Here is a 23,763-nt window from a genome sequence, read left to right on the forward strand (position 1 = left end):
GGGTGCGCGTGAGCGATCAGAACGCTTCCTGCACGGCCAGGTAGACGCCCTTGGACCCCTGCTTGCCGAAGCCGACGTCAAAGCACAGGTTGGTCTTCGACCGCTTGTTGATCAGCAACCGCAACCCGGCACCGCCGCCCGTGGCGAAGCTGTCGAAGAGGCGTTCGCCCTGATCCAGGCTGCTCACCGTGGTGGTGTTGAGGAAGGCAACCATACCCAGCAGCCCATTCCGCGTCAGCGTCGCCCTGTATTCGATCTCGCCGTAGGCAAGCCGTTCGCCCCGAAACTGGCCTTCGGCGTAACCGCGCGCCGACCGGCCGTACGTGTCGCCGGCCGTGGAGGGCAGGTCCAGGAACGGAGCCACGCCGCCGACGACGAGATCGGCGAACGTCCAGAAGGCGATCTTGTGCCGGCGATCGTGCGACAGGTTCACGTAGGTCCGCAAGTCGAGGTTGACCTTCTGCCAGCTCGAATCGCCGCCGAGGAAACCGTCGAACAGCGTTCGATAGCTGGCCTTGGCCAGCCATCCCCGATCGGCGTTGATGAAGCTGTCGCGATTGTCCCAGAGGATGTCCACGCTCGTGCCGGCGGCGATCTGCGAGTCGAGTGGAAGGCCGTGCTTCTGGCTGTATTCCACGTACGGGGACTCGGGCCAGGCCACTTCTTCGTCGTCGCCGGGGCCGACGCTGGTGTGGTTGTCGAAATAGAGGCCCGCGCCCGCGTACAGTGCGCGATGCACCCGGTAGAAGGCCGTGTGATGCAGCCTGAAGAAATCGAAATCGGCGACGGTGCCCTCACGCGTGTCGGCACTCGTACCGAGATCGTAGGTGTCGAGCGACGTCCACTGGAAGCGGTGGTCAGCGTCGAGTCGCCAACGGTTCTCCCGCGAAAACATGGTGAAACGGTCGGTAATCGACGTCTGCTTCTTCGTCGAGAAGGTCACGCTGGTGACAATCGACGATATCCGCGTCGTCGACGGATCGCCCCGATAGAAGGCGATGTTGCCGGCCGCCCCGAACAGGGCGCCGCTCGAGGGCTTCGCGCCGATCACCGGGGCAAAGGCCCGCATCGGTTTGCGATAGTCCCAGGGCTGGTCCTGATCCGCCGTCTCCTTGTGGCGGACCTTGCGCCACAGGTCGAAGATGTCGATCGTCTCCGGGGCCGGCGACACCGCCTGCTCCGGATCGCCCTCGGCAGCGGGCGGTTGCGCAGGAGAGGGCGTCGCCATCACCAGCATGGCGATGATGAAACACGCAAGGACGCGAGGCGGAGCCCGAAAACATGGTGGGTTCATCGAAGGATCGCCTCAGCGCTTGCAACTGATGGACACACCCGCACTGCTCGACGTGTCCACGGTGGTCGTGGCATCCGGCAAGGCCTTCATGTAGGCCAGGAACTCCGCAATGCCGCGGCTTACGCGTCCGGCGACATTGTGGGCCGTGAAGCAGCCACCGCGAGCGACCTTCGGCCAGACGGCCTGCGCGTACTGCGTGTACCACTCCTTGTCGGCGTCGGAGAACACGAAGTCGAACGGACCCGGCAGCGCGGGGACGATGTCGTGCGCGTCGCCGAGGCGCGCGTCGATGTAGGACGCGACACCGGCCTCCTTGAAATTCGCGAGGGCGGTGCGGTGCCGTCCCGGGTCGAGTTCCACCGTCGTCAGCCTGCCACCAGTCTTCGCGAGCGCCCACGCGATCCAGATGCCTGAATGCCCCGTGGACGTCCCGATCTCCAGCGCGCGCGTGAACTTGTGCTTGACGATCAGATCGTGGAGGAGCTGACCGTCGCTCTCCGGCACGTTGAGGTCATGCCATGTGCCCTTGCGCTGCTCCAGGAATGCCTTGACCTTGCTGTCCAGTTCGGTGCCCGTCGGCTGCTGCCCAGCGATGTGAACGGGCAGCAGCAGGGTCATGCCGGCGATCGATGCCACTGCGAGGACGAGTGTGCCCATGTTCGTGATTGCTCCTGCCCAGGCATCAAAGGTCGGCCCGACGCTGAGGATGACCGGAAAGCCAACGCCCACACCGTAGTGCTCTTTCTGGAAACCTACAACAGGTGTGGCCTTCTTGTGGTGGTCCAGGGGTGCAGCAGAGGTACGCGCTGACAGGGGGCCCGCGCCGTGCCGCGGTGCCGCACGTGCGGCACCTATGGACATTGCAAAGGGAGCCTGCTAGCCTCATATGCAATGGCCAAAGGACGACTTCGCGCCGCATCGAGGCTCGACGTGCTGCAGGGAACGCTCGATCTGATGGTGCTGCAGACGCTCGAGAGCATGGGGCCCCAGCATGGCTACGGCATTGCCCGCCGCCTCGAGCAGGTCAGCGACGACATCCTGAAACTGAACGAAGGAACCGTGTACACCGCTCTCATGCGGCTCCAGCACCAGCGATGGATTTTGGCGAACTGGGGAACCTCGGAGAACAACCGGAAGGCCAAGTTCTACGCGATCACGCCTGCAGGCCGGCGCCAGCTGGCGCGTGAAGTGCAGAGCTGGGACCGCCTCGCGGGCCTGATCGCCCGCCTCCGTGCCGTGGAGCCCTCCTGACATGTGGACCCGTCTTCGCGCGAGCGTGTCGCGATTGCGCTTCGCCTGGATACGGCGGCGCCTGGACGCGGACGCCAGGCAGGAGATGGAGGCGCATCTCGACCTCCTGGCCGACCGCTACATCGGCCAGGGCATGTCTGCCGACGAGGCGTACACTGCCGCGCGCCGTCAGTTCGGCAACCCGGCGGTGATGCGCCAGGGCCTCCTGGACATGAACAGCATCGGATGGCTCGAGCAGGCGTCACGCGATCTGCGGTACGCCTGCCGGCAGTTGCGCCGCGGCCCCGGGTTTGCGGCCGTGGTCGCGGCCACGCTCGGCGTCGGCATCGGCGGCACGACCGCGGTGTTCAGCATCGTCCAGGCCGTGCTGTTGGCGCCGTTGCCGTACGAACAGCCCGGACAACTGGTCCGCTTCTTTCAGCAGGAGCCCGCGAGGCCGGACACGCGAGACGTCCTGGCCGGCACGCACTTCACGTTCCTTCGCGAGCATGCCGGGTCGTTCGAGGACGTCGCCGCGCTTGCCCATTACTCGGAGACGGGACTCGACCTGGTCACCGATGGCCGTGCCGAACGACTACGCGTGCTGCGGGTGTCGAGCGGCTACTTCAGCACGCTCCGCTCGTTGCCCAGGCTTGGCCGTGCCTTCGACCTCGACGACGAGACAGGCGCGCGTCGCGTCGTGCTGAGTGATCGAGTCTGGCGGACGCATTTCGGCGGCGATCCGTCGGTCGTGGGATCGATCGTCCGGCTGAGCGACGAGCCCTACGAAGTGACCGGAATCGCCCCACCCGGCTTCACGGACCCGATTGCGCCAGACGTCGCTGCGTGGATCCCGTACGCGCTCGCGAGGGACAGGTACGAAGAGAACAACTCGCTGACCGCCATCGGCCGGCTTCGCAACGGGATCAGCCTGGAACGCGCGCAGGCGGAACTGGCCACCCTGACCAGGCCGATGCGCGAACAATGGCCGGGCGCGGCCAAGAGCGCCATCGTCGCGGTGCCGCTGCAGGAAGAACTCGTGTCGAGCGCACGAGGGCCCCTGCACCTGCTCCTGGCCGCCGTGATTCTCGTCCTGCTCGTCGCGTGCGTGAACGTGGCCGGTCTCGTCCTCGTGCGGGCCACGGGGCGTGTGCACGAGTTCGCGGTTCGCGCAGCGCTCGGGTCCAGCCGTCACCGGCTCGCTCGCCAGTTGCTGGTCGAGAGCCTCCTGCTTGGGTGTCTCGGCGGCCTGCTCGGACTCGCCCTGGGAACCGTCGGCATCCGCGTGCTGCAGCGCCTCGGTCGCGACGCGTTGCCACGGCTCGACGGCGTCGGGCTCAACCGTGCTGTGCTGGCCGTTGCGCTGCTGACGACCGTCGTGACAGCCGTCGTCTTCAGCGTCGCGCCGGCATTGCGACTCACGCACGTCGCACCTGTCGAAGCGCTCCGGCAACAATCGCGCTCCGCTACGGGAGCCCGAGGGCTGGCGCGCCTGCGCGCCACACTGGTTGCAGCGCAGGTGGCGCTGGCGTTGACCCTGGTCGCCGGTGCGGCCGTCCTGCTGGGAAGCCTCCATCATCTGCAACAGGTAGACATCGGCTTGCGGATCGAACGCGTCCTGACCTTCGAGGTGCATCTACCCACCGCCTCGTACGACGCCGTGCGCCGCGCGTCGTTCCAGGAGGAACTCGCCCGTCAACTGGAAGCGATTCCCGGAGTGACGGCGGCTGGCGGCATCTCCCGCCTGCCGGCCACCGGCAGCTATCACCCGTGGAATACCCAGATCCGCACGGGCCCGCTGGCCGGAACCACCGTTGACCGAACCCGGTTCGCGATGCAGCAACGGGTCACCAGTGGTTCATTCTTCCCGGCCATCGGCATTCCGCTTCTCGCCGGGCGCGTCTTCGATGACCGCGACGATGCGAGCTCGCCTGGGCGCGCGATCGTGAGCGCGAACTTCGCGGCCCAGGCCTTTCCGCACGTACCGCACGAGCAACTGCCTGGGCAGCGCATTGCCGTTGCCGGCCGCGAACTGGAGATTGTCGGCGTCGTCGGCGACGTGTCGTTGAACGTGTATGGCACGCCCACGATGGTCGTCTACCAGGCCCACCGTCAGTTCGCGGCCAATCGCAATTGGGCGCTCGTCCAGGTCGTCGCCACCGATCAGCCACTGGAGCCGCTGGTCAGCGCCGTGCGCCAGGTGGTGGAGCGGCTGGATCCGGAACTGGTGGTTCACAGGCCAGCGGCCATGGCGGACGTCGTCGGCCGCGGCGCGAGTCGAGAGCGGTTCGCCGCCGTCCTGATGGGCACCTTCGCACTCGTGGCTCTCGTCCTCGCTGCCCTCGGACTCTATGGCGTGCTGGCGTACACGGTGCGCCAGCGCACGAAAGAGATCGGGATCCGCATGGCCGTCGGCGCGAGGTCTGCCCAGGTGCGCGCGATCGTGTTCCGTCAGGCCGCGGCTGTCGTCGTTCCTGGCCTCGTGGCTGGCCTGCTGGGCACCCTGGTGAGCCGACCATGGTTGGCCACGCTGGCGTTCGAGGTCAGCCCATCAGACCCGCGCATTCCTGGCGCCACTGTTCTCCTGCTCACGGTGGTGGCCAGCGTCGCCGCCTGGGTGCCGGCCCAGCGCGCAGCGAGCGTGCCACCCAGGGTCGCCCTCGAGGAGGGAGCGTGACCGTTCACGACGACCGGAGCGCACATGATGGATCGACGAGCGCTGCCCGTCGTGCCACCACGGCCACCGCGAGCATGGCAGCCGCAATCGTGACGACAATCGCCGCCGCGTAGGTGAGTGGGTCCCGATTGGTGATCCCGAACAGGTAACTCGACGCGAACCTGCCCGCCGCGACAGCGCCGACAACTCCGGCAATCACGCCGACGCACACGAGGCGTCCCCCCTGCCACAGCACCTGCTCGGCGATCACGCCTCTCGTCGCGCCCAGGGCGACACGAATCGCGAATTCCCGACGCTGCTGTGCGATCACGTGGGCGACCAGCCCGTACACGCCGACTGTCGCCAGGACGATGGAAAGCAACGCCGCACCAGCGACCAACCACGCCTGCAACCGCGGCCGCGCAAGGACCTTCGCCACGTCCTCTTCGACAGTCCTCACCGCCGAGACCGCCTGCAAAGGATCAGCTTCGTGGATGGCACGTCGAATGGCGCCGGCCATGGTGCCTGCATCACCACTGGTACGCACGACCACCGTGGTGATGTATCCGGGGCTTTGCGCATGCAGGGCATAGACGGTGGGGATGGGTTCCGACATCAGTCCCGAATGCCGTACCTCGCCGACGATGCCGATGATCTCGGCCAGCGAGGCATTCGAGCCGTCGACGAGGATGCGCTGTCCAATTGCGTCGCGACCGGGGAAGTACTTCCGGGCGAACGTGCGGTCGACGATCACGACCCGTGGACTCGACGGGCGGTCGGTCTCCGCGAAGTCACGGCCGGCGAGTACGGGGATGCCCATGGCCGCGAAGTACCCACGACTCACGAGCCCGCAGGAGGTTGGGCGGCTGTCGGCGGGGCTTCGCGCGCCAGCCTGCGCGCCGTGCCAGAAGCCCGTGCCGCACGTCATGCCGCGCAACGGTGGAAACTGGATCGTGCCGGCCGCAACGACACCGGGTACCGAGGCAACCCGCCCGAGGATCGCATCGAGCGCGGCGATGCGGGCCTCCGGCGGCCGCACGCCCAGGAACACCCCCATCGTGAGCGTCCGCGTCGGCTCGAAGCCAAGTTCGAGACGCGTCAGGTTCACCAGCGTGCGAAACAGGAGGCCTGCCCCGACCAGCAGCATCACGGAGACGGCGACCTGTGCGATCACGAGCACGAACCTTGCCCGCCTGGTGTGACGATCGGCGCTCGCGCCACGGCCACCTGTGCGCAGCACGGCGTCCGGTTGCGCATGGCTTGCCTCGATCGCCGGCACGAGCCCGAAGGCCACCGCGATGATGACCGACGTGCCCAACGCGTAGACGATGGCCCAGGTGTCCAGTGTCACCGCACCAAAGGCGTCGACCGGAAACGCGAGCGCTGCCAGCGTGGAAAGCGCGCGCGTCAGCCACCACGCGAGCGCGACGCCGGCCAGGCCACCGGCCAGCGAGAGCAGGAGACTCTCGGTGACGACCTGGCGGACGAGGCGTCCGCGCCGGGCGCCCAGCGCGACCCGTAGCGCGAACTCGGCGCGGCGATCGGCGCTCCGTGCCATCAGCAGCCCAGCGATGTTCACGCCCGCGATCGCCAGCACCGCGAGCACGACGCCCAGCATCAGGTGCAGCGCCGGTCGTGTCTCCCGCGACAGGTACTCGTGCAGGCTCGAGACCGCCACGCCCATGTCCTTGTCCATCGGGTACACCTGGCGCAGACCAGTCGCAATGGCGGTCATCTCGCCTTGCGCGCCGGCAAGGGTGACGTTCGCGTTCAGCCGGCCGTAACACTGGAAGGCGCGCGATCCGGCCGCGCCGGGGTTGGCGGGATCCAGGACGAGCGGCGTGAAGACGGCCGGCTCGTCGCCGCCGATCTTGAAGCCGCGCGGAGCCACACCGATCACGGTGAGCGAGCCGGCGGGAAGGCGGAGTTCACGGCCCAGCACGCCGGGGTCGCCGCCGAACCAGCGCTGCCAGAACGCGTATCCAAGGACTGCCACCTGCGGTCCGCCCGGTCGCGTGTCGGCATCGATGAAGCCGCGCCCGAGCGCAGGGACGACACCGAACACGCGGAACAGATCCGACGTCGCCATCATGCGGCTGACCTGTTCGGCGCCCTCCGTGCCCATCACGTTCAGGGGCGGCGTCTGCACGAGGACGAGCGACTCGAACACCCCGGACCGGGAACGCCACTCGACGAAGTTCTGCGGATGCACGTTCAGTGGTGCAGGAACATCGAGCGCGCGCTCGTGCAACACCACGATCCGGCCTGGCGACGGGTATGGAAGCGGGCGCAGCAGCACCGCATTGGCAAAGGCGAAGATCGTGGTACTCGCCCCGATGCCCAGCGCCAGGACGGCGATGATCGTCGCGGTGAGCGTGGCGCTGCCGCGCAACGTCCGACCGGCGTATCGCACGTCCTTGAGGGCATCGTCGAACCACGTCAGACCGCGCGCGTCGCGGCACGCCTCGATCGGGCTCGTCAGTGCGCCCATTTCTCGAATGGCGCGGTGTCGTGCGTCGACGGGCGACAGGCCGGCCTCGATGTGGCCCTCGATCAGGAGGTCGACATGGTGCCGCAGTTCGTCATCGAGATCGCGGTCCACCAGCCGTCGCCGGAACAGCGATCGCAACCGCAGGCGGAGGAGTGAAGGCGATTTCACCGGACTGCCTCAGAGTGGCTTCATCACGAGGTTGACGGCCGCGGACAGCCGTGCCCACTGTTCCGACTCCGCCTCGAGCGCGCGGCGTCCTCGCGCCGTGAGCGTGTAGTACTTCGCGCGGCGATTGCTGTCGCTGATCGCCCACTCGGCCTTCAGCCACCCTTGCTGCTCGAGACGATGCAGGGCCGGGTACAACGCGCTCTGGCCCACCTGCAGCTGCTCGTCGGACATCAGGCGTATGCGCTGTGCAATCGCCCACCCATGCATGGGTTCCAGCGTGAGCACCCGCAGGATCATCAGGTCCAGCGTGCCCTGGACGAGAGCGTTCGGTCTGGTCATGGAAGATGCTTGTGTCAGTGACTGACACAAGCATACCCGTGGGCACCGGCAGTGGCAAGTGCCCACACGCGGCGACGACTTCCCGCCAACTGATCGGCCCCATTGAAGCGCGGAGGTGCGCCTGCCGATTCGTGGGACGAGCATGATCCTCATGCGAGCGCCCATCGACAGCGCCAGCGCGTCCTTCAGACGTGCCGGACGGCGCGTCGGCGCGTGGCTGCTGCTTGCCTGCCTCTGGCCGGCGACGCCGGCGCTCGGCCTGGATCCGGCCCGGCAACTCTCGCAGTACGTGCGCGAGTCCTGGGACGCCACCGACGGCCTCGTCCAGAACACGCTGCAGGTCGTGCTGCAGACCCGCGACGGCTACATCTGGCTGGGCACCGAGGCCGGGCTCGTCCGTTTCGACGGCGTGCGCTTCACCACCTTCGACCGCCACAACACGCCGGCGCTGCAGCATCACAACATCCGCGCCCTGGCCGAGGGTCATGACGGCACGCTGTGGATCGGCACCCAACCCGGCGGGCTCGTCCGTTACAAGGAGGGGCACTTCAGCGCGTTCGGCCACGGGCTAGGCCTGCCCGACACGTCGGTGTACACGCTGCACGTCGATCGCACCGGTGCGCTGTGGGTCGGCACGTTCGGCGCCGGCCTCGCGCGCTGGGCGGGAACCCGCTTCGAGGTGATCGATCGCGCCCGCGGTCTTTCGCACGATCACGTCCGATCGATCTTCGAGGATCGCGACGGCGTCATCTGGGTGGGTACCGATGGTGGCGGCGTCTCGCGCATCGTCCACGGCCGCGTCGCGCCGGGCGTCGCCGTGCCCGCGCTCGCAGCGACCGTGGTCTGGACCATCGCGCAGGACCGTCATGGGGCGATGTGGTTCGGCACCTACGCCAGCGGCCTCTTTCGACTCGACCGCGGCAAGTTGTCGCATTACGACAACGCCGACGGCTTGCCGTCCGACAACGTCTGGGCGCTTCACGAGGATCGGGACGGCAACCTCTGGACCGGTACGAGCGCCGGCCTGGCGCGCTTTCTCAACGGCCGCTTCGCCACGTTCAATCAGCCCGACAGCAGCTCCCGCATGCCGATTCGGAGCCTGTACGAGGACCGTGACGGCGCGCTCTGGATCGGCGGGTACGGCGTCGGCCTCAGCCGCTTCACCGATGGTGTATTCACGCCGATCGGCACCGAGGAAGGTCTCTCGGCCGATCGCGTCTTCGGCCTTCACGAGGACCGCCACGGCGCCCTGTGGCTGGGCACCGATGGCGGTGGGCTGAATCGAGTCGACCCGGACGGCCAGGTGCGGACGTTCACGCGCCGCGACGGCCTGCCCAGCAACAGCGTGTGGACGATGACCAGCGCACCGGACGGCACGCTCTGGGTCGGCACCGAGCGTGGGCTGACCACGCGCCATGGATCGCGATGGACCACCTATACAGAGCGCGACGGATTGTCCGAGGCGCGCATCTGGGCGATGCACTGGCTGCACGACGGCACCCTGATCGTCGGCACGTTTGCCGGACTGGACCGCCGCGTCGGCGCTCGCTTCGAGCCATTCGTGCCCGCTACCGCTGCGTTCGGCAGCGGTGTCCGCTGGATCCACGAGGACCTGCGCCACGACGTCTGGATTGCGATCAACCGCGGCGGACTGGCGCGTCGCCGGCCCGACGGGACGCTGCGCATCTTCACGACCGCCGACGGCCTGCCCAGCAACGACGTGCTGTCGGTGCACGAGGATCAGGACGGTACGTTGTGGGTAGGTACGCGTGGCGGCCTCGTGCGGATCCGCGACGGCGCGATCGCCGCGATCACGCCGGCACACGGTCTTCCCGAGGATGCCGTCATCGGCGTGCTCACCGACGGACGGCAACGGCTGTGGGCATCGAGCGAGCGCGGCATCTTCCGCGTGGACATCGCCGACCTCGACGCCGTGGCGCGGGGCACCCGCGCACGCGTCACCCCCGTCTTCTACCACCGCGACGACGGTGTCCGTAGTGACGAGGGCACCGCAGGGGCGCAGGGCGTGGCAGTCCGGGGCGCTGACGGTCGCCTCTGGTTCGCGACGTTGAAGGGAGTCGCGCTCGTCGATCCCTCGCGTCTCACGGGAAGGGCCCGCGCGCCCGTACTGGTCATCGAGCGCGTGTCACTCGACGGCCAGAACACGGCCATGCGGGGGCCCTTCCCTGATGGTGTCGTGCGTGTGCCCGCCGGCTCGCGCGCGATCTCGATCGACTACACGACCCTGGCGATCGCGGAGGCGCATCACACCGGCTTCGAGTACCGGATGGTGGGTGTGGATGACACATGGGTCTCGGCCGACAGCCGCCGCGTCGCGTATTACACGTGGCTGCCACCGCGGCGACTCGCCTTCGAACTGCGTGCCGTCGATCCCGAAGGGCGGCGCAGCGAGGTGCCGGTGACGCTGGCTCTCGAGGTGCAGCCGTTCTTCTACGAGACCTGGTGGTTTCGCGCCCTCCTGGCGCTGCTCGTTGGCGGCGCGGCACTCCTGACGGTGCGGGCGCGGACGGCATCGCTCCATGCCCGTCAGCGCGAATTGCAGCGCCTGGTGGACGAGCGTACGAGGGACCTGCAGTTGGCCAAGCAGAAGGCGGAAGAAGCCAGCGAGGCCAAGGGCCAGTTCCTCGCCAACATGAGCCACGAGATCCGCACGCCGATGAACGGCATCATCGGCATGACCGACCTGGCGTTGGAGACCGCGATTGGTGACGACACGCGACAGTTCCTCGACGTGGTCCGTGATTCGGCCCAGGCCCTGCTCAGAGTGATCAACGACATCCTCGACTTCTCCAAGATCGAGGCCGGCAAGCTCGAGATCGCGCCGACGACGCTGCACCTGCGCGAGTGTGTGGACGGAGTGATTCGGACCCTCGCCTTCAAGGCAGAACACAAGCGCCTCGCGTTCAGCTGCTCGATGGCCGCGGACGTGCCGCCGACGATCGTCGCCGACGGCGATCGGCTCCGGCAGGTCCTGCTGAACCTGCTCGACAACGCCTTGAAGTTCACGAGCCAGGGGTACGTGCGACTCGATGTGTCTGTCCAGGCCCGCGACGCGCACGGCGTGCGTCTCGCGTTTGCCGTCACCGATACCGGAATCGGCATCCCCCGCGCCAAGCAGGCGGCCATCTTCGAGGCCTTCACGCAGGCCGATGGGTCTACCAGTCGCCTGTATGGCGGCACAGGCCTGGGCCTGTCGATTTCGACCCGGCTCGTGCAGATGATGGGGGGCGAGATGACGGTGGAGAGCACGCCGGGTGTACGGACGTGCTTCCGTTTCACCGCGTGTATCGGCCTTCCCGACGAGAGCCGAGTGCCGGCCGCGGTGCCGAATCGCATCCCGGAGCGCGGTGACGCGTCGATGCCCTTGCGCGTCCTGCTCGCCGAGGATCATCCCGTCAACCAGCGCATCGCCATGACGGCGCTGCTGCGGGCGGGACATCGCGTCACCGTCGCCGCCGACGGCCACGCGGCACTGGCAGCGGTCAGCAGCGACGCCTTCGACATCATCCTGATGGACCTGCAGATGCCGCACATGTCCGGATTCGAGGCGACGGCCGCCATCCGGGCGCGCGAGACGCGGCTGAACCTCCCGCGGGTGCCGATCGTCGCGATGACGGCGCACGCCCTGGCCAGCGATGCCCAGCGCTGCCTGGAGGGGGGCATGGACGGCCACATCGCCAAGCCGGTGCAGGTACACACGCTGGCCCGCGTCGTCAGCGACCACGCCGCACGGGCCGGCTTTCGACCGGGGCACCGCAAGGCAGGCTAGGCGAACGGGGTCACGCGTGCTGGAACTCGCCTGGCGTCTGGCCGGTCCACCGCCGGAATGCGCGATGGAACGCCGCCCGTTCCGAATAGTCGAGGAAGAACGCGACGTCGGCGACACTCGAGCCCTGGTCTCCGAGCATGACCCGTGCGAACTCGGCCCGCACGTCATCGTGCAAATCGCGAAAGCTCGTACCCTCGGCCGCCAATCGGCGGCTGAGCGTGCGCCGGGTCGTGCCGAGCGCCTCGGCCATGGTGTCCGGCGTCACCGACGTCCGGCCAAGCGACTCGACGAGCACCCGTCGCACGCGCCCACTCAGCGGCCCGGTCGAACGAGCATCCTGCAGCGCCAGCACACGTTCGAGCCGGCGCCGGACGATGGCGGCCAGGGCTTCGTCGGCGTCGCGCAGCGGCCGCCGTGCGTCGCGTGCGTTCAGCAGCAGGGAGTTGCTGCCGGCGCTGAAGCGCGCGCGGGTCCCGAAGAAGCGGCGGTGCTCATGGTCGTCGGCGGGAGCAGGGTGTCTGAAACAGACCCGCCTCGGGACGAGTTCGTGCCCGGTGCCATCACGAGCGAGCTGCATGGCGATCGCGAGAGCGAACTCGGTGCGGGCGGGATGGAGGCGGGTGCGCCCGACATCGTCCACCATCAGGAGCAGCGCCTCGTCGTTGGCTTCGGTGCGGGCCGCGACACGGTCGCTGAGCACCCGGCCGTATCGGGCGAGCCGCTCGAGTCCGTCACCGAGCGATGCGCTCGAACGGAACGCGTACTCGACGAGATCGAGGGCGCCGCGCGGCAGCGACTCCGCGACCAGGATGCCGATCGCGTCGTCGCGCGTCAGCTCCGCCGCCAGGCTCCATGCCGCTTCGACGACATGCTCGGGAGCGCGGGCATCAGGGTCGTCGGCCGCCAACAACCCGGGCAACCGCCGCATCATCGACGCGTCCGCGCCTCGCCGCTCGACAAAGGCCAGCAGGTACGGCAACGACCAGGCGTGCACGGATTGGCCTTGGGCGGGCCTCGCGCCCCTATGCTCGACAGTCATGAGTTCGATTCACGTCAGGTTATTCGTGATGTGGCCGATTCTGTCACGTACATGGCCCGTTCGGACACTCGGTGCGGGGGGGATGTCTGCTGAAATCATGGTCGCGCCAGTCCGTCCAGTGCCTGCACTGGTAGGTAGACGCTTTCACACGATGCCGCGATTCGGCCGCACGCATGAGCTGCCGTCACCAATTCCGGTGCGCAGCGGTGGGGGCCAGACGCTGGCAGACAGTCCACGGAGCCATGCACGCATCGCAGTCAGCGCACCTCGACGACCATGCCGACGGTCTGGGGAGCCACGCCTTTCGTGAAACGGCGATGACCTACGTCGCCGCGTTGATCGCGCTGGGGACGGCCATCCTCGCCAGGCATGTCCTGAGTCCATGGATCGGTGCCACCCTCCCGTTTGTCACCGTGCTCGGTGCCGTGGCGGCAGCGGCGTGCCTGGGTGGATACCGTCCGGCCGCGCTCGTGGCGGTACTCGGGTACGCGTTGTCGGCCTGGCTCCTGGTGCCTGACCATGCCGTGCCGAGCAACGCGAGCGAGTTCGGTGGCTGGCTCGGACTCGCCGCGTACCTGCTGACGTGCGCTCTCATCGTCGGCTTCGTCGAGATGGCCCGCAGGAGGCACGCGGCCGATCGAGAGGCCCGCGCCGTGCAACGCGCGGCCCTGCGCAACGTCGAGGAGGCCGTGGTGACAGCCAACGCGCACGGGTGGGTGACATCGATGAATCCGGTCGCAGAACGGCTCACAGGTTGGCGTGAGATCGACGCGATCGGCCAGCCGATCGACGTCGTCGTCCGGCTGATGGACGCATCGACGGGAACGCCGATCGGCAGTCCAGCCGCCCTGGGCATCGATCAGGACTGCGTGATGGTTGGCCTTGCCCGGCGCACGGTCCTCGTCAGCCGCCATGGGACCGAACGCGACGTCGACGAGAGTACGGTGCCATTGCGCGACGGGCAGGGATTCCAGACCGGCATCGTCATGATCCTCACCGACACCACGGAGTCGCGACGCGAGGAACGCGAGCGCCAGGCCCAGCTTCGGGAACTCCGCCGCCGAGCGTCGATCGTGGAGGCATCCAGCGACGCCATCGTGGTGACCGGGATGGACGGCACCATCGTGACCTGGAATACCGCTGCGACGCGCCTCTTCGGCCATGCCGATGCGCTCGGCAAGCACGTCTCCCTCATCGTTCCACGGCAGCGCGTTGCCGAGGAAGCGGCGATCCTCGGCGGCGTCCTGGCAGGATGCCGGACCGAGCACTACGAGACCGAGTGCCTTCGCGCCGACGGCCAGCGCCTCATCGTCTCGCTTTCGATCTCGCCGATCCGGAACGAGCGCGGGCAGGTGACCGGCGCGGGCCTGATTGCCCGCGACGTCACCCGGCAACGTCATGCCGAGCAGCGTGATCGTGCTCTCCTCGCGCAAGCCATTGCCGAAAAGAAGAGCCTCGCGGAGGATTTACAACGGCTCGCGGAGGCTCTGTCCGAACGCGACCGATACAAGAACGCGTAGCCGCCAGGGCCACCGACGCCGGTGCGGACTCACCTCGAGCCGCCGGTTGGTCTGGCCGCCCTCTTCGACGCAGCCGTGCTGACGGCGATGCACGCGAAGTTGGCGGCCTGGTCGATGCTGCCGGCTCCTTTGTACCGCGCCACCTGCGGGTACGGGCACAGCGGGCGTGATCGATCGATCGCGCCGTTGGTGCTGTGCGTCGCGACCAACGTGTCTGGCGCGATGCCCTTTTCCACCCACTGCTCGAGCGCGCCGAGGGCGTCGAACTGGTTGGGCCCCGGCCCACCGGAACAGTGGCCCATGCCCGGCGCGGTGAACAGGCGGAAGAACGACTTCGTCTTGTCGTACCCGCCCATCGTCCGCGCGACCGACTCGTAGTACTCCGCCGCGTCCTGCGGCGGGACGATCGGATCCATCCAGCCGGTATACATGATCAACTTGTTGCCGCGTGCCTTGAACGGGGTGAGGTCGCGGTCGACCGCGTGCAGGTGCGCGAGACGCTGCTCCGCATACGCGAGATCCCGGTCGTAATCGAGCGTGCGCGCATCCCATCTCGGGTCGGCAAACAGGAAGTAACGGAACAGCCCGACGCGCGATGGCTCGCGCGGATCGATCAGGTACTGGCCCCAGCCCTGGTTGGGGCTGTTGCCGAACGCCTCGCTGCCGCGTGGCCAGCCCGTGAAGATCTGCTCGCCGGTACGGGGATTCTTCACGCCGGCATACACCTTGTCGATCGCCTCGACCTGCGTCACCGTCAGGCACATCGCTTCATCCGCGCCCGGCTGGCAGGTGAGCCTTGCCGGATCGAACTGGCAGCGGCGCGGGTCATCGATGAGGCCGTCGGTCAGGCCGTCGAGTGCATCACACGCGTCGACAACCGCCCTGGTCACCAACTGCAGCTTTGCCCGCGTGAGCAGCGGGGCGCCGTCGGTATCGTGCGTCGCCATCCACGACCACACGAAGCCGAAAGGCTGGCGGATGCGATTGTGTGCCGGATGGCCGGCGACGATGCCGTCGTAGTCGGCGGGGAAGCGCTGCACTTCCGACATCGCCTGGTGCCCGCCGGCAGAACAGCCGACGAAGTACGACTTGTCAGCGAACCGGCCCATCGCGTTGCGGACGATCAGGTTTGCCGTTTCCGTCATCACGTGGATGGCGCGGTAGCCGTAATCGATCACCTTCTCCGGGTGGCCCTCGCCGAACTTCATGTCGTCGCCCGTGTGGCCGGTGTCGGTGCTGGCGGTCGCGTAGCCCCTGCGCAGTGCGGTCGCCATCGCGGCATACGAGATGGATCCCTGGTAGCCGCCGTTGCCCACGCCCTGGAACTTGCCGTTCCACGCCGCCGCCGGCGGTAGCCAGACCTCGAGGTTAATCTCGGAATCGCTCGTCGGCCTGGCCGTCGCCTCGACGCGGCAGAAGGCGGGCAGCGTGAGTGCGGCCTGTGAGGCGGGAGGAGTGAAAGGCCCGGCCTCGATCATCGCTGCCGATCGGATCGTGACTGTCGGGATCGTCAGCGCCGCGAGATCAGCGCCCGAGGTAGCCGCGGCAGCCGGCGTCACGGCACCGACTGGAGACATCAGCGACAGCGCGAACACGCACAGCAGGCGACCACGACTCATGCAGACAACCTCCGGGCCGTGATTATAGAAGGGCGCCGACACTCGGGGTCGCGTCGCGCGGAACCTGCTACGCTCCCACCATGCGCGTCTCGGTCGTCGTCGTGGCGATCGCACTCGGGTCTGCCGGTGTCGCGTCCCCGATGCAGCAAACACCGGATGCACGTGGCGTGGCCTCTGCGAGGGCCTCGGCAAGAGGGATGCCGGATGGCAGGCAGTGGACGACGGAGAACCTGAACGTCGACGCGGAGCCGTCCTTCTGTTACGAGAATGCGGAAGCGCACTGCCGTCGGTACGGCCGGTTGTACACCTGGGAGTCCGCGCAGCGGGCGTGCCGGGCACTCGGATCGGGATGGCGACTGCCGACCGTCGACGAATGGCGGCAACTGGCCAGCCACTACGGTGGGGTCCGGGGCGACTCGGACGACGGGGGACGGGCGGCGTACGAGGCGCTTGGCGCCGGTGGCCGCTCGGGGTTCAACGCACTGCTGGGCGGCGGCCGCGATGCCGCAAGCGGCCTGTACGCGCGCCTGGATGCCCATGGCTTCTACTGGACGGCATCGGCCAGTGGTCCCGACCGGGCATGGTTCTACAACTTTGGCAAGGGCTCAGGCGCGCTCAACCGTCATGACGGCGGCGAGACGCAGAGGGCCTTTTCGGTCCGCTGCGTGAACGGTGACTGAGGCCGCCAGAACTCGGCAGATGGGCGTGTGATAGAACACTCGCAACGCCAGACCGTGTCCCTTTCGCAGTCCGCCGTTTACGAGGAGTCGACATGTGTGAACAGGATCAATTCGAGAAGGATCGCCAGGAGTACGAGGCGCGAGGCCTGGTCACGCGCCGCCAGTTCGGCGTGCTCGTCGGCGCGGGGATGACGATGATCCTGCCGCGGGTGGTGGGGGCGGTTGCGGTGACGGAATCGGATGTGACGATTACCACACCCGACGGCACCGCCGACTGCTACTTCGTCCATCCGGCGAGCGGGACCGCCCCTGCCGTGCTGATCTGGCCGGACATCTTCGGCCTGCGGCCGTCGTTCCGGCAGATGGGCAAGCGGCTGGCCGAATCGGGTTATGCCGTGCTGGTGGTCAACCCGTTCTACCGCGTCAAGAAGGCGCCGACGGCGGAACAGGGCGGCGCGACGCCGATCGATCAGGTGAGGCCGCTGGCGCAGGGGCTGAACGAGACGACGCAACTGACCGACGCGAAGGCCTTCATCGGCTGGCTGGATCAGCAGGCCGCGGTCGCGAAGAACAAGAAGGTCGGGACGCAGGGCTACTGCATGGGCGGTCCGATGGCGTTCCGGACTGCGGTGGCGATGCCGGGCCGAATTGGCGCGGTCGCCTCGTTCCATGGCGGTGGGCTGGTCACCACGGCACCCAACAGTCCGCACACGCAGGCGGCGGCGACGAGTGCACAGTTCCTCATCGCCATCGCGGAGAACGACGACGCGCGGGCGCCCGACGACAAGACGACGCTGAAGGACACGTTTGCCAAGGCCAACCGTCCCGCGGAGATCGAGGTCTATGCCGCGGCACATGGCTGGTGTCCACCCGACTCTCGGGTCTACAACGAACCGCTGGCCGAGAAGGCGTGGAGTCGCCTGCTGGCGCTCTATACCAAGGCGCTGGTATAGGAGAACGGATGTGTTGACCTGGAAAGACGTGCTGGACCGGGCCCAGAAGGGCAACCCGCCGGCGCCGCAGCGCGTCGAGCGCAGTGACGGGGAGTGGAAGACACGGCTCACGCCGGAGCAGTACCACGTCACCCGGCAGCACGGAACCGAGCGCGCGTTCAGTTCGGCGATGTGCAGCCGCTTCGAGCCGGGCCGATACGCGTGCATCTGCTGCGGCACGCTGCTCTTCGATGGCACGAGCAAGTTCGAGTCGGGCACAGGGTGGCCCTCGTTCGGTCAGCCGTCCGCGCACGACGTGGTCGCCTATACCGCCGACAACTCGTACGGCATGGTTCGCATCGAGGCCACCTGCAGTGTGTGTGATGCGCACCTCGGGCACGTGTTCCCCGATGGTCCAGCCCCGAGCGGACTGCGGTACTGCATGAACGCGGTGTCGCTCGAGAAGCTCTCGGTCGACGACGAGGCTCCAGCCGCCGATCACTGATCGGCCTGTCACGTCGCGCGGTCGTGGTTCGGCCCGCTGGGACAGCGGGCCGCTACCAATCTTTGGGGGGCCATCATGCGTGGGGGCCACGTCAGGACCGCTGCCGCTTCGTCGCCGGCTTGGCGACCGGTGGCGCGTCGCGTCGCGGCCGCTCGGGGACGATGGTCTCGCCGCGCGCGAGCATGTCGACGAGAACGGCGATCTTGCGGGCCCGCCCGGCGGGCGTCTTCATCGCGTTGGTCCGGAACGCCAACGCGAACAGGTTCATGCGCCCCAGGGTGGCGAAGGTCCGGCGCGCCTTCGGATTGGCATCGATCGCGGCGCGCAGGTCGGCGGGAATGCTCGCCATGCTCGCCTCGCGAACCGGTGCGTACGCGGCGTCCCAGCGGCCGTCAGCCCTGGCGAGGTCCACCTGCCGCTGCCCGTGCGGCGTCATCCGACCGGCCGCGGTCAGCCGGGCGATGTGATCGCGATTGATCTGGCTCCACAGGCTGCGTGACCGGCGCGGTGTGTAGCGCTGCAGGAACGACTGCGCGTCGAGTGACTTGCGGATGCCGTCGATCCACCCCCAGCACAGCGCCACATCCAGGGCCTCCGCCAGCGTCACCGTCGGCAGCCCGGTTCCCTTCCTGTAGATGGCGAGCCAGATCTCGGGCTCGCGGTCGTGGTTGGCACGCATCCAGGCCTCGAAGGTCCGGCCGGTGGGGAAGCGCTGAATACGTGAAGGGTCGGGATTGGTCGGCGCCACCCCTTTCGCGTACCACGCTGCGGGCCCCATCGGCAAGGCCCGCCTGACAGGAGACGCATGCAGCCACCTGTTAGTCTGTCGGCATGGAACAGGACGCCGTCGATCTGGTGGGGCTTGCGCGCATCGCGATGCGCGAGCGCGGCCTCGAACCCGAGTTCCCGCCGGAAGTGCTCGCGCAGGTCGCGCGGCTCGACGGTCCGGTGGCCGACGCGTCGCTGGCCGACCTGCGTCACCTCGCCTGGTGCTCGATCGACAACGACGACTCGCGTGACCTCGACCAGCTCTCGGTCGCGGAAGGAACATCGAGGGGCACGCGGGTGCGCGTGGCCATCGCCGACGTCGATGCGTTCGTGCCGCATGGCACGCCAGTGGACCAACACGCCGGTATCAACACCACGTCGGTCTACACGCCGATGCATGTCTTCCCGATGCTTCCCGAGCGGCTCTCGACCGACCTCACGTCGCTCAATCCCGACGCGGATCGCATCGCGGTCGTGTTGGCCTTCGACGTCGACGCCGAAGGTACGGTGAGCGGTGGCACCGTTGAACGGGCACTGGTGCGCAACCAGGCCCGCCTGTCGTACGACGACGTCGCCGCGTGGCTCGAGGCACGCGCCCCGGCTCCGCGGCCGATCACGTCGCGCGAGGGCATGGCCGACCAAGTGCGATTGCAGGACGAGGCGGCTGCATGGTTGCGCGTGCGGCGGTACAGGGACGGCGCGCTCGACTTCCAGAGCACTGAAGCCCGTGCCGTCGTCGCCGACGGGCACGTCGTCGGCCTGAAGAAGGAGGAGAAGAACCGCGCCCGGGCGTTGATCGAAGACTTCATGATCGCGGTCAACGGCGTGTCGGCGCGTTTCCTCGAGGAGCGCGGCGTGCCCTCGATCAGGCGCGTGGTGCGGACCCCCAAGCGCTGGGATCGCCTGCAGGTCATTGCCCAGGACGCGGGCGAACGCCTGCCGGACGAGCCCGAGCCCGCCGCACTTTCGGCGTTCCTGGCCAGGCGGCGCGCCGCCGACCCTGACGGCTACGGCGTGCTGTCGCTCGCAGTGCTCAAGCTGCTCGGCCGGGGGGAGTACGTGCTCACGCGACCTGGCGACGCCAACGCCGGCCACTTCGGGCTCGCGGTGCACGAGTACGTGCACTCCACCGCTCCCAACCGGCGCTATCCCGATCTGGTCACGCAGCGGTTGCTGAAAGCCGCGGTCATTGACGCCGCACTGCCGTACACGGACGAGGCCCTCGACGTGCTGGCCCGGCACTGCACGCGCCAGGAAGACGCAGCCGACAAGGTCGAGCGACAGATGCGCAAGGCGGCAACCGCCCTCGTGCTGTCCTCACGCGTCGGCGAAGAGTTCGACGGCATCGTCACCGGTGCGTCGAGCACGGCGACATGGGTGCGGACATTCGACCCGCCGGCCGAAGGGCGGATCGTCCGCGGCACGGCCGGCCTCGACGTCGGTGAGCGCGTGCGCGTGCAGCTGACCGGCACGGATGTGGCGCGTGGGTTCCTCGACTTCGTGCCGGTGGCCCGGCAAGCTACTGGGTGAGACTTGTAGCCGTCGGACTTGTCCGACGGTCAGCGTCCCACGCTGCCCGACAAGTCCGGCAGCCACACCTGCTCAGCCCGCGCGATAGCGGTCGGCGAGGTCGCGGATCTCGCGGTTCTCGACGATCCGTCCGGAGAGGCCGTCAGCGTGGGCCTGCAGCATCGCGCGGCCGAGATCGTCGCCGCTCACATACAGGCCTCGGAAGGGGCGGAGGAGCCACAGGGCTGGCCGCATCACGCGATATGCCATGGGCTCGCTCGCGGACGGATGGCCACCGATGGCGGCCGGGCGCCAGCACAGGGCACGGGTGCCGGCAAGCAGGTCGCGTTCGGTCTCCGCCTTGACGCGCGCCCACATGGCGCGGCTGCCGAGAGCCGCGCCGGCACCGCTGACGAAGTGGAAGGTGGCCGCGGGGCTCGCCTTGCGCAAGGCGCCTGCCGCCGCGATGGCGAAGTCGTAGGTGGGGCGCCGGTACGCGGCCTCTCCGTCCACCTGTGACACCGACTTGCCGAGACACCACAGGCACAGATCAGCGCCCGCGAAGGCCTCGTCGCCGTCACCGTAGTGAGCGAAGTCGTCGCGCAGCACGATGCTCATGCGGGGATCGCGAAGCGCCGGCGCTCGTCGCGTCACGAGCCGTAGCTCGCCGACCGAGGGCGACGCCAGGCACTGGCGTACCACGCAGGCACCGGCTGATCCCGTCGCCCCGAACACCACCACCGTGAGCACGATGTCGCAGTCTACAGCGGCCCTTGCCTGGGCCGCCCAGGACGACTCCTCGCCGGGGCCGGGCTCGGAGAGCCGGCCCTACCGGCTCCCCGAATTCCCACATGTGGATGTCACGGACGGATGACGGTCCCGTCCCGCCGCCGCGTGGTGCCCCACGAGTAGTCGAAGTTGGGCGGACCCGGCTTGAACGGGAACTTCGCCGCGACGGCCTCGTCAACGTCGACGCCGTGACCGGGCGAGTCGTTGGCGACCATGTACCCGTCCTTCTGCTCGGGCGAGCCCTTGAACACCTCGCGCGTCTCCGGCGGAAATGCGCCGCCTTCGTGGATGCCGAAGTTGTAGGTCGAGAGCTCGAGGGCGAGCTGCGCCGCGTGCGCCACCGGTGACGCATCGCCGGGCCCGTGCCATGCGGTACGCACGCCGAAGAACTCGGAGAGCGCGGCCACCTTGCGTGCCGGCGTGAGGCCGCCGATCTGCGAGATGTGGATGCGGATGAAGTCGATCAGGCGCTCGGAAATCAGCGGCAGGTACTCCTGCACCGTGTTGAACAACTCGCCCATCGCGATCGGGATGCTCGTGTGTTGGCGCAGTTGCCGGAACCAGGCGTTGTCCTCGGGCGGGAACGGATCCTCGAGGAAGAAGAGGTTGTAGGGCTCGAGCGCCTTGCACAGGTTGATGGCCTCGGCCAGCTGTACGCGCTCATGGACGTCGTGCAGCAGCTGAACTTCGTCGCCGAGCTCGGTGCGCAGGTGCGCAAACAGCTTCGGCAGCATACGTACGTAAGGGGCCGATTCCCAGATCGCCCGCGGGTTGGTCGGGCCGACCACGTCGGCGGCCGAGCCGCTCGCCGGCGCGTCGCTGCGCGCCCCGTAGGTCGCGAGCCCCGGCACGCCGCCCTGCACCCGTACGTGCCTGAACCCTGCCGCGATGCCCTTCTTTGCGTTGTCGGTGACCTCCGTGAAGTCCCGCCCGCTCGCGTGGTAGTAGCAGTCGGCGCCGTGTCGGACCTTGCCGCCGAGCAACTGGTGCAGCGGCAGCCCGGCGCGCTTGCCGAGAATGTCCCACAGGGCGATGTCGACGCCGCTCATCGCGTTGAACAGCACGGGGCCGTTGCGCCAGTACGAGCTCACGTACATCGACTGCCAGATGTCCTCAATCTCGTCGACCCGCCGGCCGATCAGGAATGGCCGCAGGTACTGGTCGATCGCGGTCTGCACGACGAGCGCGCGTTGGGTGAACGTCGCGCAGCCCCAGCCGTACAGCCCCGGCTGGTCGGTGATCACCTTCACGACCACGAGGCGAATGCCGTTGGGCGCGGTCAGGACGACCTGCACGTCCTTGACGCGAATCACCGGCAGCCCCCTCGGCGCCGGCGGCACCACCGGTGCCTGCGCCAGCACGTCGTGCCCGGCGAGTATGCCGGTTCCTGCCACCATCGGTCCCGCGGCCAGCTTGCGCAGCGCATCACGTCTGTTCATCGGTGCCCTCGTGGCCCGCATCCTGCGTGGCCCGGGACGACGGTGTCAAGCGATGAGGCCGGACGTGTCAGAATCGCGCGCATGTGGACACGACGCGAGTTCCTCGGGTCTGCGGGCGCGTTCGCGCTCGCCGGCAGTGCCCATCGCGCCGAACCGACGGCAGCGGAAGTCGTCGAGCGGATCAAGTCCCGTGTCGGCATTCCGTGGATGGCCGAAACCGTCGACCGCATCGTGGCTGGACGGCCCGAGACGCCCGTGCGGGGCATCGCCACGACGATGATGGCCACCTTCGCGGTGCTGCAACGAGCCGCACGCGAGGGGCGGAACCTGGTGATCACGCACGAGCCCACGTTCTATTCGCACCAGGACGTGGTCGCGCCGCTCGCGTCGGACCCGACGTACAAGGCCAAGGCGGACTTCATCGCGAAGCACGACATGGTGGTCTTCCACTTCCACGATCACTGGCACCGCATGCAGCCGGACGGCATCGCGACCGGCATGGCGAGAGCGCTCGGATGGGAGGCCCACGTCGAGAGCGCCTCCCCACCGCGGTTTGCGCTGCCGCCGACGACGCTCGAACGGCTGGTCGCGGACATGAAGGCGAAGCTGAAGGTACGGTCGATGCGTGTCGTGGGCGAGCGCGGCCAGCGCGTGAGCCGTGTCGCCGCGAGCTGGGGGTACGCGAGCCTGATGCCCCGGCTGATCGAGGTCGCGGCCAGCCCGGACGTCGATGTGATCGTGGTGGGCGAGACCCGCGAGTGGGAACTGGTCGAGTACGTGCAGGACCAGATTGCCGCGGGGCAGCCGAAGGCGTTGATCGTCATCAACCACGTGGTCTCCGAGCAGGCCGGGATGGCGTACTGCGCCGAGTGGCTCCGGCCCATCGTCCCCGAGGCGCCGGTGACGTTCATCGCCGCGGACGAACCCTTCTGGTGACGAGCGTGCCGGCCGAGGTGGCGTCAGGCCGGGCGTAGCCGTCGACCTTCCACCTTCGC

18 protein-coding genes are annotated in these 23,763 nt (G+C 68.3%); 9 read left to right on the forward strand and 9 right to left on the reverse strand.

The genetic code is table 11. The features are described 5' to 3' along the window. Positions 1–16: 16 nt before the first annotated feature. Together LuPra_RS04955 and LuPra_RS04960 are read right to left on the reverse strand one after the other, a co-directional pair. Positions 17–1,294, reverse strand: a complete 1,278-nt coding sequence (locus tag LuPra_RS04955) for a BamA/TamA family outer membrane protein (RefSeq protein ID WP_110169726.1) — start codon at positions 1,292–1,294, stop codon at positions 17–19. A 12-nt stretch (positions 1,295–1,306) separates the two neighbouring features. Then, a complete protein-coding gene (locus tag LuPra_RS04960; protein WP_110169727.1) occupies positions 1,307–1,951 on the reverse strand; it encodes an O-methyltransferase in 645 nt (214 codons plus the stop codon). A 234-nt stretch (positions 1,952–2,185) separates the two neighbouring features. Here LuPra_RS04960 and LuPra_RS04965 point away from each other — a divergent pair, with 234 nt between their 5' ends. After that, positions 2,186–2,545, forward strand: a complete 360-nt coding sequence (locus LuPra_RS04965; RefSeq protein ID WP_110169728.1) for a PadR family transcriptional regulator — start codon at positions 2,186–2,188, stop codon at positions 2,543–2,545. A gap of 1 nt (position 2,546) precedes the next feature. Continuing rightward, positions 2,547–5,201, forward strand: coding sequence for an ABC transporter permease (locus LuPra_RS04970; RefSeq protein WP_110169729.1), 2,655 nt, complete (start codon positions 2,547–2,549; stop codon positions 5,199–5,201). Positions 5,202–5,205: 4 nt separating this feature from the next. On the opposite strand, the gene LuPra_RS04975 is transcribed toward LuPra_RS04970, so the two are convergent. Both LuPra_RS04975 and LuPra_RS04980 read right to left on the reverse strand, forming a co-directional pair. Further along, a complete protein-coding gene (locus tag LuPra_RS04975) occupies positions 5,206–7,839 on the reverse strand; it encodes an ABC transporter permease (protein WP_157898755.1) in 2,634 nt (877 codons plus the stop codon). A gap of 9 nt (positions 7,840–7,848) precedes the next feature. Beyond that, the gene (locus tag LuPra_RS04980; RefSeq protein WP_110169731.1) at positions 7,849–8,178 is read right to left on the reverse strand and encodes a PadR family transcriptional regulator; all 330 of its coding nucleotides are present in this window, start codon (positions 8,176–8,178) and stop codon (positions 7,849–7,851) included. Positions 8,179–8,320: 142 nt separating this feature from the next. Between LuPra_RS04980 and LuPra_RS04985 the strand changes: the two genes are divergently transcribed. Further along, positions 8,321–11,968: a hybrid sensor histidine kinase/response regulator gene (locus LuPra_RS04985; RefSeq protein WP_157898756.1), complete on the forward strand. Its 3,648-nt coding sequence runs from the start codon at positions 8,321–8,323 to the stop codon at positions 11,966–11,968. A 10-nt stretch (positions 11,969–11,978) separates the two neighbouring features. On the opposite strand, the gene LuPra_RS04990 is transcribed toward LuPra_RS04985, so the two are convergent. Further along, positions 11,979–12,962 carry an AraC family transcriptional regulator gene (locus LuPra_RS04990; protein ID WP_162271298.1) on the reverse strand — a complete coding sequence of 328 codons (984 nt, stop codon included), beginning with the start codon at positions 12,960–12,962 and terminating at the stop codon, positions 11,979–11,981. 287 nt (positions 12,963–13,249) lie between these two features. On the opposite strand from LuPra_RS04990, the gene LuPra_RS04995 reads away from it, so the two are divergent. Continuing rightward, positions 13,250–14,527, forward strand: coding sequence for a PAS domain S-box protein (locus LuPra_RS04995; RefSeq protein ID WP_162271299.1), 1,278 nt, complete (start codon positions 13,250–13,252; stop codon positions 14,525–14,527). A 29-nt stretch (positions 14,528–14,556) separates the two neighbouring features. Here the strand turns inward: LuPra_RS04995 and LuPra_RS05000 are convergent, their stop codons facing one another. Next, positions 14,557–16,146, reverse strand: coding sequence for a tannase/feruloyl esterase family alpha/beta hydrolase (locus LuPra_RS05000; RefSeq protein WP_110169735.1), 1,590 nt, complete (start codon positions 16,144–16,146; stop codon positions 14,557–14,559). Positions 16,147–16,226: 80 nt separating this feature from the next. Between LuPra_RS05000 and LuPra_RS05005 the strand changes: the two genes are divergently transcribed. From LuPra_RS05005 to msrB, 3 genes are all read left to right on the forward strand, one after another. Beyond that, positions 16,227–16,826 (forward strand): FISUMP domain-containing protein, encoded by a 600-nt coding sequence (locus tag LuPra_RS05005; protein WP_110169736.1) that lies wholly within the window; start codon positions 16,227–16,229, stop codon positions 16,824–16,826. Between the two features lie 92 nt (positions 16,827–16,918). Next, positions 16,919–17,779: a dienelactone hydrolase family protein gene (locus tag LuPra_RS05010; protein ID WP_110169737.1), complete on the forward strand. Its 861-nt coding sequence runs from the start codon at positions 16,919–16,921 to the stop codon at positions 17,777–17,779. A gap of 10 nt (positions 17,780–17,789) precedes the next feature. After that, positions 17,790–18,263 (forward strand): peptide-methionine (R)-S-oxide reductase MsrB, encoded by a 474-nt coding sequence (gene msrB / locus LuPra_RS05015; RefSeq protein ID WP_110169738.1) that lies wholly within the window; start codon positions 17,790–17,792, stop codon positions 18,261–18,263. Positions 18,264–18,354: 91 nt separating this feature from the next. Here msrB and LuPra_RS05020 read toward each other — a convergent pair whose 3' ends face one another. Further along, positions 18,355–19,011, reverse strand: coding sequence for a YdeI/OmpD-associated family protein (locus tag LuPra_RS05020; protein ID WP_110174529.1), 657 nt, complete (start codon positions 19,009–19,011; stop codon positions 18,355–18,357). Positions 19,012–19,094: 83 nt separating this feature from the next. On the opposite strand from LuPra_RS05020, the gene LuPra_RS05025 reads away from it, so the two are divergent. Continuing rightward, the gene (locus tag LuPra_RS05025) at positions 19,095–20,561 is read left to right on the forward strand and encodes an RNB domain-containing ribonuclease (protein WP_110169739.1); all 1,467 of its coding nucleotides are present in this window, start codon (positions 19,095–19,097) and stop codon (positions 20,559–20,561) included. A 72-nt stretch (positions 20,562–20,633) separates the two neighbouring features. Here LuPra_RS05025 and LuPra_RS05030 read toward each other — a convergent pair whose 3' ends face one another. Together LuPra_RS05030 and LuPra_RS05035 are read right to left on the reverse strand one after the other, a co-directional pair. After that, positions 20,634–21,290: a Rossmann-fold NAD(P)-binding domain-containing protein gene (locus LuPra_RS05030; protein WP_110169740.1), complete on the reverse strand. Its 657-nt coding sequence runs from the start codon at positions 21,288–21,290 to the stop codon at positions 20,634–20,636. Between the two features lie 110 nt (positions 21,291–21,400). After that, the gene (locus LuPra_RS05035) at positions 21,401–22,768 is read right to left on the reverse strand and encodes an enolase C-terminal domain-like protein (RefSeq protein WP_110169741.1); all 1,368 of its coding nucleotides are present in this window, start codon (positions 22,766–22,768) and stop codon (positions 21,401–21,403) included. Between the two features lie 81 nt (positions 22,769–22,849). On the opposite strand from LuPra_RS05035, the gene LuPra_RS05040 reads away from it, so the two are divergent. Then, the gene (locus LuPra_RS05040; protein ID WP_110169742.1) at positions 22,850–23,704 is read left to right on the forward strand and encodes a Nif3-like dinuclear metal center hexameric protein; all 855 of its coding nucleotides are present in this window, start codon (positions 22,850–22,852) and stop codon (positions 23,702–23,704) included. Positions 23,705–23,763: the final 59 nt, after the last annotated feature.

It is taken from the genome of Luteitalea pratensis (assembly GCF_001618865.1).
In the GTDB taxonomy this organism is placed as follows: domain Bacteria; phylum Acidobacteriota; class Vicinamibacteria; order Vicinamibacterales; family Vicinamibacteraceae; genus Luteitalea; species Luteitalea pratensis.

Excerpts from the sequence above, each read along its gene's own strand:
- LuPra_RS04955 (WP_110169726.1), bottom strand. The coding sequence starts at position 1,294 with ATGAACCCACCATGTTTTCGGGCTCCGCCTCGCGTCCTTGCGTGTTTC.
- LuPra_RS04960 (WP_110169727.1), bottom strand. The coding sequence starts at position 1,951 with ATGGGCACACTCGTCCTCGCAGTGGCATCGATCGCCGGCATGACCCTG.
- LuPra_RS04965 (WP_110169728.1), top strand. The coding sequence starts at position 2,186 with ATGGCCAAAGGACGACTTCGCGCCGCATCGAGGCTCGACGTGCTGCAG.
- LuPra_RS04970 (WP_110169729.1), top strand. The coding sequence starts at position 2,547 with ATGTGGACCCGTCTTCGCGCGAGCGTGTCGCGATTGCGCTTCGCCTGG.
- LuPra_RS04980 (WP_110169731.1), bottom strand. The coding sequence starts at position 8,178 with ATGACCAGACCGAACGCTCTCGTCCAGGGCACGCTGGACCTGATGATC.
- LuPra_RS04985 (WP_157898756.1), top strand. The coding sequence starts at position 8,321 with ATGATCCTCATGCGAGCGCCCATCGACAGCGCCAGCGCGTCCTTCAGA.
- LuPra_RS04995 (WP_162271299.1), top strand. The coding sequence starts at position 13,250 with ATGCACGCATCGCAGTCAGCGCACCTCGACGACCATGCCGACGGTCTG.
- LuPra_RS05000 (WP_110169735.1), bottom strand. The coding sequence starts at position 16,146 with ATGAGTCGTGGTCGCCTGCTGTGCGTGTTCGCGCTGTCGCTGATGTCT.
- LuPra_RS05005 (WP_110169736.1), top strand. The coding sequence starts at position 16,227 with ATGCGCGTCTCGGTCGTCGTCGTGGCGATCGCACTCGGGTCTGCCGGT.
- LuPra_RS05010 (WP_110169737.1), top strand. The coding sequence starts at position 16,919 with ATGTGTGAACAGGATCAATTCGAGAAGGATCGCCAGGAGTACGAGGCG.
- LuPra_RS05025 (WP_110169739.1), top strand. The coding sequence starts at position 19,095 with ATGGAACAGGACGCCGTCGATCTGGTGGGGCTTGCGCGCATCGCGATG.
- LuPra_RS05035 (WP_110169741.1), bottom strand. The coding sequence starts at position 22,768 with ATGAACAGACGTGATGCGCTGCGCAAGCTGGCCGCGGGACCGATGGTG.
- LuPra_RS05040 (WP_110169742.1), top strand. The coding sequence starts at position 22,850 with ATGTGGACACGACGCGAGTTCCTCGGGTCTGCGGGCGCGTTCGCGCTC.